This window comes from Flavobacterium bernardetii (assembly GCF_011305415.1).
Taxonomy (GTDB): Bacteria; Bacteroidota; Bacteroidia; order Flavobacteriales; family Flavobacteriaceae; genus Flavobacterium; species Flavobacterium bernardetii.
Window position 1 is genome coordinate 209,953 of the sequence record NZ_JAANOQ010000005.1, and the last position, 11,881, is coordinate 221,833.

The following is an 11,881-nucleotide window of genomic DNA, read 5'->3' on the forward strand; positions in this document are numbered from 1 at the left end:
TTATTCTTGATTTGCTTTGTAAAGTCTTTTGTCTTCTGGTTGAAAAAATTCTTCAAGGTTAGAAGATAATCTGGTATCGAAACCTATTATTCTTCTAGCTTGACTATTTAATTGATCTGTTATTTCTGTTGGAATAAATCGTACCCAATCCATTCTTTGTTTCATATATGGTCTACAAACATTCATAGTAAGTGCATGCCTAAACTCATTTGAGCAATTTTCTCCAGCTCTGTGCCAAAGACGTGCATTAAAAATGATTACACTTCCTTTTTTACAAGTTAATCTGGTATGGTTTTTTTCGAAAAGTTCTTGGCTTGGTGTTTTTTCTGTATTGTGAGAACCTGGCAAAATATAAGTTGCTCCGTTTTCTAAAGTAAAATCATTTAATGCCCAAATTACACCTAAGTTAGTTGGATAATTTGGTATCCAACGTGGACTATCAACATGTATTCTGCTTCCAAAATTATTACCGTTTGGTGGTAATGATGATGAAGTGTAAGCATACATAATCCAATTTTCTCCTAATATCGATCCTAGTAATTGTTGTAATCTTGGGTCTTCTAATGTTTTTGCAAATGTAATATCTCTGTTTAAAAGATCATGCATTAAATATTTATCTAGAATACTTCTTTCAGAATTATTATATGGAACAAATTCATCAATTGTTTTTTCTAATTTTTCTTTTAAATAATCACAAGCTTCTTGATTTAAAAAATCTTCAAAAACATCATATCCTCTAGATTCCATATGAAAAATATGCTCTTCAATTCTCAAATCATCGTAAATTTTATTTTTATTAAATTCCATAGATTATTTAAAATTATATGTTTCATTTATTATATACAAAGGTCTGTTTTGAACTTCTTTTAAAATTCTTCCAATATAGATTGAGGCAAACCCGATTACCATTATTTGAATTCCACCTAAAAAAGTTATTAATGAAACCGTTGTAGTGTAACCTGGTTGATAATCTGTTATAAACATCTTAGAAATTAATAAAAAAAATGTCAGTCCAAAGCCTATTAAAGCTACAAATATACCAATTCCAACAATCAGTTTTAATGGGAAATCTGAAAAAGAAACAATTGTATCTAATGCCATTAAAATTCTTTTCTTAAAATTATAAGAGGATTTTCCTATTTTTCTTTCGGTATGAATAATCGGTGTAAACCCATGTTTAAAACCTAACCATGTTTCCAAACCTGGTAAATATCTCGATTTTTCCGTTAATTTATTGTAGGCATCAACAAACTTCCTATTCATTACTCTTGATGTAGTAACATTACTTGGTGTGTTGTTTTGAGTAAGATAATTTAGTATTATTGAAAATAGTTTTGATGTTGTTTTGTTTAAAAAACTTGTTTTTCTTTCTTCAAATGTCCCAAATACAATATCAAAATTATTTTGAATTAAGTAATCTATTAAAATTGGTAACTGAGATGGTGGTTCTTGCTGATCTACATTTAACATTCCAACAAAATTTCCTGTTGCTTTTTCATAACCACAACTTAATGCTATATGTTGACCAAAGTTTCTACTTAAATCTATTACTTTAACAAACTTATATGTTTTTGAATTTTCAATTAAAAGATTAATCGAATTATCTTTACTACCATCGTTAACAAAAATTAGTTCTACATCATTTTCAATTTCTTCTTTTTCAATATAATTTTGGAAAGCTTTTTTAAACTCTTCGCAAAAAGATTGAACTAAATATCCATCATTATATATTGGAACTATAAAAGAAAACTGCATACTTAATAATTGTTTTTACAAATATAAATAAATTTAAATGCAAACTTTATTTTTGGCTTGATAAATTAAATAACCCGACCTGTCGTTACTATTTGTACTGTTTTTTAATGATGGGTTTTGAATTTCTTTTTGAACATCAAAATTATTTTCTTGACTAAAATAGGGTAAAATTTGTTCTGTTTCTTTACATAAGAAATAAACTCCTGAAAAATTATTGTCTTTTAAAATTGGTGTTTCGTGTTTTCCTAAGGCAATATTAATTACTCCTTCTAAAAAATCATATCCTGTAGATAATTCTACCAAATGAGAACCAATAAAATCGCCACCCATTCTCGCTCCAACTTCTATAACATAAACATCTCCAGTTGATGTAATTTTAAATTCAGAATGTCCTGCTCCAAAATTAACCTCTAATGCATTCAAACATTTAATAGTTTCTGTTTTTATTTTATCTTGGATTTCTTTTGGTAAACCCGATGGTTGATGATGTGCTAATTCAACAAAATGGGGTGCTCCTGTTGTGATTTTATCTGTAATTGCTAAAATGATGTGATTTCCTTTCCAAGAAATAGATTCTACACTCACTTCATCTCCTTCAATATATTCTTCAACAATCGCTTTCTTGCAAAACGATTCAGTTATCGCATAATTTATAGCGCTTGACAATTCGGATTCAAACATAATTTTTGTAACACCTCTACTGCCTGATCTATCTACTGGTTTAACAATAAGTGGGAATTTGAATCCTTCAATAGTTACTTCACTATTACTTGCTTCAATAAACTTAGGAATAGAACAATTGCCTTTTTTAAAAGCTGTTCTCATTTCCGATTTGTTTGTGGAAGCTAATGAAGAAACAAAACTATTAGAAATCAGATTCATTTTTTCCGCAACATAACAAATAGTTGGCACAGCCATATCTGTAGCAATTGTGGTAATTCCGTCTATATTAATTTCTATACATTGTTTTAAAATAGCTTCCTTTTCTAAAATTGAAATCGGATAAAAATAATCAGCAATTTCTTTACATACCGCACCTTCTGGCCAAGCAAAACAATGCGTTTCTATACCCATTTCTTTTGCTTTTTCTACTAAAGGAAGTTGTAAATAGCTAGCGCCAATGATTGCTAATTTTTTCAAAATTTTTTTAAACTTTCTTCCCAATTCTTAATCTCAATACCAAAAACCTCTTTTATTTTACTTTTATCCAAAACACTATAAGCTGGTCTTTTAGCTGGTGTTGGATAAGCTGAAGATGGAATTGGATTTAATTTTATGGAAATGTTATTCACTTTGAATATTTCTGCCGCAAAATCGTACCAAGAACATTGTCCTTCGTTTGAGAAATTATAGATACCGAAGACTTCGACTCCGCTCAGTCTGACAGATTCATCATGACAAGATGTTATTATTTTTAATAATGCTTCAGCTAAATCTACTGCATTTGTTGGTGTTCCGATTTGATCTGAAACTACTGATAAACTATCTCTTTCCGAAGCTAATCGCAACATGGTTTTCATGAAATTATTAGCAAATTGCGAATAGACCCACGATGTTCTAACGATATAATGTTTTTTCCAAGATTGTTGAATGGCTTTTTCTCCGTCTAATTTGGTTTGACCGTAAACACCTGTTGGATTTGGAAGGTCTTCTTCCGAATAAGGTTTTGTTGCCAATCCATCAAAGACAAAATCTGTTGAAACATGAAGCAAAATTGTGTCATGTGATTTACAAACCTCAGCCAAATTTTTTGCGCCTGTTACATTTATAGCAACTGCTTTTTCTGGTTCCGATTCTGCTTTATCCACAGCTGTGTAAGCCGCTGCATTGATACAAAATTGGGGTTTATATGTTTCGAAAATGGTTTTGCAATTTTCGTTATTCGTGATATCTAATTCTGCAGAAGTACAAAACACAAAATCGATTGAAGGATACTTTCCCACAATCGACTGAATAGCTTGTCCTAATTGTCCGTTAGCACCTGTTACTAAAACTACCATACTTTTTTAGCGTTTTCTAAAATGGGTAAAATAGTGTCCTTTTCCGAAATAATTAGTTGTTCCTTTGGAAAATTCCAATCGATATTTACGGTTGGATCGTTATATATTAATCCACCTTCTGAATCTTTGTTGTAGAAATTATCACACTTGTAAAAGAAAGTTGCCGTTTCACTCAACACTAAAAAACCGTGAGCAAAACCTCTTGGAATAAAAAATTGCGTTTGATTTTCTCCTGATAAAAATGCGGTTTCATATTGTCCGAAAGTTGGAGAGTTTGGTCTTAAATCGACCGCCACATCTAACACTTCGCCATGCAAAACGCGTACTAATTTTGCTTGTGCATGTTCACCAGTTTGATAATGTAAACCACGCAACACGCCTTTTGTAGAAAACGACTGATTGTCTTGTACAAAAGTTATGTTTTGACCAACGCCTTCTGAAAAAGTTTTCTCATTGAAACTTTCCATGAAGTAGCCGCGTTCGTCTTTTATTATTTTTGGTTCAAGGATAAAACATCCTTTTAATTTAGTTTCTGTAAATTTCATGTTTTCAATTTGTCAATTTTCAATATTCAATATGCCAATTCTTTGTTCAATGTGTCAATTTTTTTAAAAAAATTGGCACATTGAACATTGACTAATTGAGAATTAAATAATGCTCATTAAATGCGTTCCGTAACCGCTTTTTAATAAAGGTTCCGCTAATTTTTTCAATTGTTCCGCATTGATGAATCCCATTTTATAGGCTGCTTCTTCAATAGCTCCAATTTTTAATCCTTGACGTTCTTCAATTACTTGAACAAATTGTCCGGCTTGCATTAACGATTGAAACGTTCCTGTATCTAACCAAGCTGTTCCTCTATCTAAAATACTTACTTTAAGTTTTCCTTGTTCTAAATATGCTTTGTTTATATCGGTAATTTCCAATTCGCCACGGTGACTTGGTTGGATATTCGCGGCAATATCTAAAACGGAATTATCGTAAAAATAAATTCCTGGAACCGCATAATTTGATTTAGGTTCAGTTGGTTTTTCTTCAATAGAAAGTACTTTCCCGGTTGCATCAAATTCTACTACACCATAACGTTCTGGATCATGAACGTGATACGCATACACAATTCCACCATCTGGATTATTATTTGCTTGTAATAATTCTGCTAAACCCGTTCCGTAGAAAATATTATCTCCTAAAACTAAGGCTACTTTGTCATCGCCTACAAATTCTTTTCCGATAATAAACGCTTCCGCTAATCCGTTTGGATGTTCTTGAACGGCATATTCAAAACGACAACCTAAACTGCTTCCGTCGCCTAACAAATGTTGAAACAAAGGTAAATCGTGAGGTGTTGAAATGATTAAGATTTCACTGATTCCTGCCCACATCAAAGTTGATAAGGGATAGTAAATCATTGGTTTATCATAAATTGGCATTAATTGTTTACTAACTGCTAAAGTTAAGGGATGTAAACGTGTTCCTGAGCCACCGGCTAATATAATTCCTTTCATTATTTTTAAGATAAAAGTAAAAAGTAAAAAGTAAAAAGTTGCACTAGCAACGAAATACTACTTACTTAGAACTTATTAATATACCATTCAATAGTTTTTACAATTCCAGTATCGAAATTTTCATCGGCTTTCCAACCTAATTCATTTTCAATTTTTGTTGCATCAATGGCGTAACGCAAATCGTGTCCAGGACGGTCTTTTACAAACGTTATTTGATCTTTATAACTTCCTGAAGCTTTAGGTTTTAATTCGTCTAAAATAGCACAAACTCTATCTACAATCTGTAAATTATTGCGTTCGTTTCTTCCTCCAATATTGTATGTTTCTCCAGATTTTCCGGTTTTGAAAGCCAATTCAATTCCTTTACAGTGATCTAAAACGTATAACCAATCGCGTACGTTTTTTCCATCGCCATAAATGGGAATGTTTTCTCCAGTTATTGCTTTACGAATAATCGTTGGAATTAACTTCTCATTATGTTGTTTTGGGCCGTAATTGTTAGAACAATTTGAAGTGACTACATTCATTCCATAGGTATGAAAATAACTTCTAACAATCATGTCTGAACCCGCTTTAGAAGCAGAATAGGGACTGTTTGGTGCATAAGGTGTCGTTTCTTCAAACAAACCAGTTTCGCCTAATGTTCCGTAAACCTCATCCGTAGAAACATGGTGAAAACGTGCGTTTTCAAAACCTGGTTTATATTGATTTGGTGCTGACATCCATAATTTTCTGGCAGTATCCAATAAATTAAAAGTTCCTAAAACATTGGTTTTGATAAAGGCTTCTGGACCAGAAATTGAATTGTCAACATGACTTTCCGCTGCGAAGTGAATGACATCGTGAAATTGGTATTTTTCGAATAAATTTCTAATAAAATCTCCGTCAACAATATCTCCTTTTACAAAAGTATAACGTTCATGATTTTCCACTTCAGAAACATTTTCTAAATTTCCTGCATAGGTTAATGCATCTAAATTTATTAAATGATACTCTGGATTATTCTCTATAAAATATGGAACGAAATTCGCGCCAATAAATCCTGCTCCGCCTGTTACTAAAATATTTTTCATTATGATTGAATGCGTTTTTTTTGTTGTTTATATGCTTGAAAAAACCAATATCCTAATAAAAATAAAGATACAAATAAAATAGGTAAAATTAATTTCATTTTATTGTTTAGTCCTTTTGTGTTCATTAGATTTAAAGAAATATTTTGATCTTTAATAATCTTATCATATTCTAATTTATGAATTGCTAATTTTTGATTTTCATACGTCAATTGATCCTTTTTTTGAATCAATTCGCTTAAACTACTGTTTTCTGAAATAGTAAATCCAGCTCCTGTTTTATTTTGGGTTAGGTTTAAAACAATTTGATCAATCTGAGAAATTAATAATTTATTAGCGGTAACTTTTTCAACCAAATTACTTTGATATACTTTTTGAAGTTTTGCAAAATAATCTGTTTGTTGCAAATATTTTAAAATAGGCTCAATTAAATCTTTTTTCTGGTAAGCAATTGTGGTTTTGATATTTATATTATGTAGATAATAATTTTTGCTAGTCATGTTATCTTGAATGATTTTTTCAATATCACCATCTTCAGCCATTAATTTAATAAATTCAAAATTTTCTTTTTGACTTTCCGAATTAATAAAATTATAAATTCCATTTATGGGCTGAATATCAATTGAATTAAAATCTTTAATATTAGAAATTCCAATAGCTTTGAAAAAGGCTTTGTCTCTCTCTTTTAATTTTAAAGCTATTAAATTAACTTTACCATACAAATATTCATTACTTCCAAAATTCGGAATAACCACTATATTATTTGCGTAATTTGGTTCTTTATCTAAATAAATTCCTAGACTAACACCTAAAATAAATAAAGCTGCAACAATTATTATTTTCTTTTGAATGAAAAATAATAAATCGAAACATTTATTAATTACGTTTTGAAATACTTTTGAAATACTTTTTCCGATTTGGCTTAAATCAATTTCTTGCTCTTGAGAAGTTGTGCTCATTTTTTATTTTACGTTAAAAATTTGTTCTAATATTTTAATGGTAATCAAATATGTTGGTTTTACACCTGTTGTACCTAAACCTCCAGAAGCTAGAGTACTTCCTGTTTCTAAAGGATTATCCGAAGCATAATAAGCGTATCTAACTTTTACGTTTGGATTGATACTTCTTCTAATTCTTGATGCCGATTGAATGGCTTTTTGATAGTACGAACCTTCCATTTCTAAACCAATAGCTTCCCAAGTAGATTCGTGGAAAAATTTCAACAAATCTCTGTTTTGTAAAGACGTTCCTAAAACCGTAATCATTGGTCCGGCAAAAACAGGAATTCCGTTTCCGTCAAACATTTCTTTGGTTAATTCGTTTTCGAAAGGATAATTATCTGCTGTTCCTTCATTCACGTGTGCGTTCGGAATCATAATATCTCCTTTTCCACCTTCTAAAATTCCAGCTTTACCCATGATAGAAACCGATTCTACATTTAATAAAGTTTTCGTTTTTTCTACTTTATAAGGTTTTAATAACTCATCAATAGTTTCATAAGCTTGCTCACCGAAAGCATAATCCATTACAATAAGAACAGGTTTGTCTTTTATTGTTGCCGATGGAAAGGCTGTTTTTTTCCAATCGAATTTTGCCGTATCAAAAATTTGCACATCAATGTTAGTTCCTGAAGTATCAGGTAAGGAAATCATTCCATGTTGTAAGGCAACATCTTCTACTTTTTTACGTAAATCTTTGTGCGATGAAGAGCTTAAATCTTCATAAATTTGAAAAGCTTCTTTTCCTTTATATTTCGCAGCTAAAACAGCTGGCGCAAAAACCGAATTCATCACACTGTGCATGTTCGCACTAATAATATGAATAGGTCGTTCTAATAAATCGTTGGCGCTAAGTGTTTCTTTGATGTTATTTGCCCAAATTTCACCATAAATATGATGTCCTAATCTTTCTCTTAAAATTGGACTAAAAGTAATCGTTCTTTTGTTGTTGTCTACAATTTCTTCAATGGCAATTTTTCCTAACCAATATACAATTTGTAAAAAACGCTCTGGCGATTCTGCCGTTGCAAAACCTTCATAAATATCTTGAACTTCTGCGAATGTTCTTCCCAACACGTTAGACGCATGAGACATCGCAATTTCTCTTTCTACTTGAGTGAATTTTTTGGTTTGAAGTGCAAATTGTTCCAGTTTTTGCCAATCACGAGAAACCAAACCTTCATCGTCAATTAAAACTCTGTCTTTAATTTTGTGTGATTCGATAAAAATGAACGTTAAGTGCGTTAAAATATCATAAATATCCGAACGTCCACGAGTAATTTCAATGTTCATTTGTTCCTCGTCAATACGATAACAATTTCTTCTTCTTTTTGGAGGAACAATTGCTTTGAAGTGCGAATTGGCATACCCTTCATCCGAAGTTAAATTAATATAACGACATTGTTCGATACCTACTGGTAAACGTTCAATCACGTATAATAATCCGTTTAATTCTACTTTTTCTTCTGCAATAGAACCATAAATTTCTGGTCGAAGTGATAATAAAGCTTCACGTAATGTTTCACCTGAAATTCCCATTGGTTTATAAAAACCACGGTTAAATAAGTGACGCATGGTAATGTACAATCGTTCGATAGCTGCCGACGATTCTTGCGCTCTTGAGCGCGAAATGTTTTTAATGTCTTTCATTTATGTCTTTTATTTTTTCTCTTTGGTATAAATGAATTCGCCTTATAATCCTTTAACATTAATCATAATTAAGTGTTGGCTCATTTCATTAATTTCTATTTTATAACCAACAAAGGTAATAAATTTATTTTTTAGTTGGTTTTAGACCGTTTTCGTTTGATAAAAGGTAATAATTTCTTAATTTACCCTTCGAAAAAATCAGCAATTTTTCTATCGTTGCTTAATCGTGGTAATTTGTTTTGCCCGCCTAATTTTCCGATGGATTTCATATAGTCTTGAAAACCATTTTTTGCCACTTTCGTAATCACAATTGTTCGCAACACGTTGCCTTTAATTAAATCATCATAATACACATTTTGTTGGCGCATTTCTGTATCAATTTTCTGTGCGAAAGCTTCTAAATTTTCTGGTTCCGAATCAAATTCAATTAACCATTCGTGATATGGTAAACCACTTTTCGGATTAATTTGCGGCGCAACTGTAAATTCGTTGACGCTAATATTTGTTCCAGAAATGGCGTTTTGCAAAGCTGTTTCTACTTCTTTTCCAATAACATGTTCCCCAAAAGCGGAAATATAATGTTTGATTCTTCCAGTAACGATAATTCGATAGGGTTTTGTAGATGTAAACGCAATTGTATCACCAATATTGTATGCCCAAAGTCCGGCGTTGGTAGAAATAATCAAAACATAATTTACGCCAATTTCTACCTCTTTAATTGTCAGACGTTTAGGATTTTCTGTAAAAAATTCATCGGCTTTTATAAACTCATAAAATATACCTGAATTTAACAGTAATAACATGCCTTTTTCTTTCTGAGAATCCTGATAGGCAAAAAAGCCTTCAGAAGCTGGGAAAAGTTCAATTGAATCGACTTTTCTTCCAATTAATTGTTCAAATTTAGCACGATATGGTTCATAATTCACACCGCCATAAATGAACAAATTGAAATTTTTAAACAAGTCGCCAACAGGTTTATTCGCTTTGGTTTTTAATTTTTCGAAATACATTTGTACCCAACTCGGAATTCCTGAAATCACCGACATATTTTGGTGAAATGTTTCTTCTACAATCGCATCGACTTTAGTTTCCCAATCGTCAATACAATTGGTTTCCCAACTTGGCAAGCGATTTTTTTGTAAATATTTAGGAACATAATGTGCTACAATTCCGGAAAGTCGCCCTAATTTGATTCCGTTTTTTTCCTCCATTTCTGGACTTCCTTGTAAGAAAATCATTTTTCCGTCTACAAAATCGGCTTTTCCTGTTTCGTGAATGTAACTTAAAATGGCGTTTTTCGCGGCTTGAATATGAAATGGCATCGATTCTTTTGTCAGCGGAATATATTTCGCACCTGAAGTAGTTCCTGAAGTTTTAGCAAAATATAACGGTTTGCCTTTCCATAAAATGTCAGATTCTCCAGCTACGACTTTATCTACATACGATTTTAATTGTTCATAATCTCTCACTGAGACTTGCTTGGCAAAATCTTCAAATGATTTGATATTCGAAAAATTATGGTCTTTACCAAACTCTGTGTTTTCCGCTTGACGGATTAAATTTGCGAACACTTTATGCTGTGTTTCAACAGGGTTATTCGCCCATTTTTGAGTTTGAGCGTGAACTTTTTTGGCTAATATTTTGGCGGCAAATGCTTTTATTGACATGTTATTCGAAATTGATAAATTGGATGGGATTTATAGGAATTCCGTTTTTCCATAATTGAAAATGGATTTGGTTTTGCGATGCATTATCGCCAGAAATAGCAATTACTTCGCTAGATTTTACTGTGTTTCCAGTCGATTTTGTAACTGAAGAAAGATTTTTGTAAACCGATAAAATTTCATCTTGATGACGAATAATTACAACAAATCCGCTTGATGGCGTCCATTCTGAAAAAATAATGGTTCCAGGTGCAATAGATTTAACAGGAGTTCCTTTCGCCACAGCGATATTAACACCTAAATTTTTGGAAGCTACATTATAGCTTTTGGTGATTTTTCCAGAAACAGGCGCAAACAACACATAAGAAACTTTTGATTCTGCTTTGTCAAATACGTTGTATTTATTGTCTTTGGCGACTTCATTTCTAAGTTCTGTTTCTTTTTCTGAAATAGAAATATCAGCTGCTTCATTTGCATTTTCGGCAACTTGAATGGAATCTTTATTTAGCTTAGCATATTCCAAATCGCCATTTAAAACGGCTTTTACCGAATTGATATACGCGTTATTTTCTTTGGTAACTTTTAATAACGAATCTGATTTTATGGTTAATAAAGTCGCTTGTTCTTTCAATTGTGTAGAAGCATAACCCGGAATATATTCTCTTAAAGGTGTGAAAGCAATGATAAAAGTCGTTACAAAAATGATTAAAATCGTACCTAAAGTAGCCACAACAAATACATTCATTAAGGTTAGTTTTAGTGAAAAAGATTCCGCTAACGTGTCTTCATTAAAAATAATGAAACGTCTTTTACTTAATAACTTTTGCTTGAGTGCTTGAAATTTTAGTCTTTTTTGAGACATACAACCTGATTTTATACAAATATAGCAAATTTGTTAGGTTTAGAGAGGAATAGAAAATTAAGTTAATTTAATTTAAAATTTATTTTTTTGTAGTACATTTGCAGTATTAATTTATTAAAAATAAAAAAATGAATTCTTTATATATAACTTTAGGTGCAATTGGTACGCCAGAAATAATTCTTATCATCGCAGTTGTTTTATTACTTTTTGGAGGTAAAAAAATTCCAGAATTAATGAAAGGCTTAGGAAGCGGAATTAAAGAATTTAAAAATGCAGCTAAGGGAGAAGAAAATGCTCCAGCAGCTAAAAAAGAAGAAGAAACTAAGGAGTAATTCTTTTATTCTTATATTAAAAATCCCAAATTCCACTTTATAAGT

General features: G+C 31.4%; 12 protein-coding genes. 1 reads left to right on the forward strand and 11 read right to left on the reverse strand.

Annotation, left to right across the window (positions count from 1 at the left end; all coding sequences use genetic code 11):
* The 11 genes from G6N05_RS10760 to G6N05_RS10810 form a co-directional block, all read right to left on the reverse strand.
* On the reverse strand, positions 1–807 hold the full coding sequence (locus tag G6N05_RS10760; RefSeq protein WP_166128583.1) for a phytanoyl-CoA dioxygenase family protein: 807 nt from the start codon (positions 805–807) through the stop codon (positions 1–3).
* A 3-nt stretch (positions 808–810) separates the two neighbouring features.
* The gene (locus G6N05_RS10765) at positions 811–1,755 is read right to left on the reverse strand and encodes a glycosyltransferase family 2 protein (RefSeq protein ID WP_166128587.1); all 945 of its coding nucleotides are present in this window, start codon (positions 1,753–1,755) and stop codon (positions 811–813) included.
* 33 nt (positions 1,756–1,788) lie between these two features.
* Entirely contained in the window at positions 1,789–2,895 is a 1,107-nt protein-coding gene (locus tag G6N05_RS10770) for an ATP-grasp domain-containing protein (RefSeq protein WP_225875161.1), read from the reverse strand.
* A complete protein-coding gene (rfbD, locus tag G6N05_RS10775; protein ID WP_166128591.1) occupies positions 2,892–3,755 on the reverse strand; it encodes a dTDP-4-dehydrorhamnose reductase in 864 nt (287 codons plus the stop codon). The genes G6N05_RS10770 and rfbD overlap by 4 nt, the downstream gene beginning before the upstream one ends.
* Entirely contained in the window at positions 3,749–4,300 is a 552-nt protein-coding gene (rfbC, locus tag G6N05_RS10780) for a dTDP-4-dehydrorhamnose 3,5-epimerase (protein ID WP_166128595.1), read from the reverse strand. The genes rfbD and rfbC overlap by 7 nt, the downstream gene beginning before the upstream one ends.
* A 102-nt stretch (positions 4,301–4,402) precedes the next feature.
* Complete coding sequence (gene rfbA, locus G6N05_RS10785) at positions 4,403–5,260, reverse strand: glucose-1-phosphate thymidylyltransferase RfbA (RefSeq protein ID WP_166128599.1); 858 nt, start codon at positions 5,258–5,260, stop codon at positions 4,403–4,405.
* Positions 5,261–5,325: 65 nt separating this feature from the next.
* Entirely contained in the window at positions 5,326–6,333 is a 1,008-nt protein-coding gene (gene rfbB, locus G6N05_RS10790) for a dTDP-glucose 4,6-dehydratase (RefSeq protein WP_166128602.1), read from the reverse strand.
* Positions 6,333–7,289, reverse strand: coding sequence for a hypothetical protein (locus tag G6N05_RS10795; RefSeq protein WP_166128606.1), 957 nt, complete (start codon positions 7,287–7,289; stop codon positions 6,333–6,335). Before G6N05_RS10795 ends, rfbB begins: the two co-directional genes overlap by 1 nt.
* A gap of 3 nt (positions 7,290–7,292) precedes the next feature.
* Positions 7,293–8,978 carry a DUF6909 family protein gene (locus G6N05_RS10800; protein ID WP_166128609.1) on the reverse strand — a complete coding sequence of 562 codons (1,686 nt, stop codon included), beginning with the start codon at positions 8,976–8,978 and terminating at the stop codon, positions 7,293–7,295.
* Between the two features lie 182 nt (positions 8,979–9,160).
* On the reverse strand, positions 9,161–10,645 hold the full coding sequence (locus G6N05_RS10805; RefSeq protein WP_166128613.1) for a GH3 auxin-responsive promoter family protein: 1,485 nt from the start codon (positions 10,643–10,645) through the stop codon (positions 9,161–9,163).
* 1 nt (position 10,646) lies between these two features.
* Complete coding sequence (locus tag G6N05_RS10810) at positions 10,647–11,504, reverse strand: murein hydrolase activator EnvC family protein (protein WP_166128616.1); 858 nt, start codon at positions 11,502–11,504, stop codon at positions 10,647–10,649.
* A gap of 128 nt (positions 11,505–11,632) precedes the next feature.
* Between G6N05_RS10810 and G6N05_RS10815 the strand changes: the two genes are divergently transcribed.
* The gene (locus tag G6N05_RS10815; protein WP_166128620.1) at positions 11,633–11,836 is read left to right on the forward strand and encodes a Sec-independent protein translocase subunit TatA/TatB; all 204 of its coding nucleotides are present in this window, start codon (positions 11,633–11,635) and stop codon (positions 11,834–11,836) included.
* Positions 11,837–11,881: the final 45 nt, after the last annotated feature.

Coding starts and splice junctions, on each gene's coding strand:
- G6N05_RS10760 (WP_166128583.1), bottom strand. CDS start 807: ATGGAATTTAATAAAAATAAAATTTACGATGATTTGAGAATTGAAGAG.
- G6N05_RS10765 (WP_166128587.1), bottom strand. CDS start 1,755: ATGCAGTTTTCTTTTATAGTTCCAATATATAATGATGGATATTTAGTT.
- rfbD (WP_166128591.1), bottom strand. CDS start 3,755: ATGGTAGTTTTAGTAACAGGTGCTAACGGACAATTAGGACAAGCTATT.
- rfbC (WP_166128595.1), bottom strand. CDS start 4,300: ATGAAATTTACAGAAACTAAATTAAAAGGATGTTTTATCCTTGAACCA.
- rfbA (WP_166128599.1), bottom strand. CDS start 5,260: ATGAAAGGAATTATATTAGCCGGTGGCTCAGGAACACGTTTACATCCC.
- rfbB (WP_166128602.1), bottom strand. CDS start 6,333: ATGAAAAATATTTTAGTAACAGGCGGAGCAGGATTTATTGGCGCGAAT.
- G6N05_RS10795 (WP_166128606.1), bottom strand. CDS start 7,289: ATGAGCACAACTTCTCAAGAGCAAGAAATTGATTTAAGCCAAATCGGA.
- G6N05_RS10800 (WP_166128609.1), bottom strand. CDS start 8,978: ATGAAAGACATTAAAAACATTTCGCGCTCAAGAGCGCAAGAATCGTCG.
- G6N05_RS10805 (WP_166128613.1), bottom strand. CDS start 10,645: ATGTCAATAAAAGCATTTGCCGCCAAAATATTAGCCAAAAAAGTTCAC.
- G6N05_RS10810 (WP_166128616.1), bottom strand. CDS start 11,504: ATGTCTCAAAAAAGACTAAAATTTCAAGCACTCAAGCAAAAGTTATTA.
- G6N05_RS10815 (WP_166128620.1), top strand. CDS start 11,633: ATGAATTCTTTATATATAACTTTAGGTGCAATTGGTACGCCAGAAATA.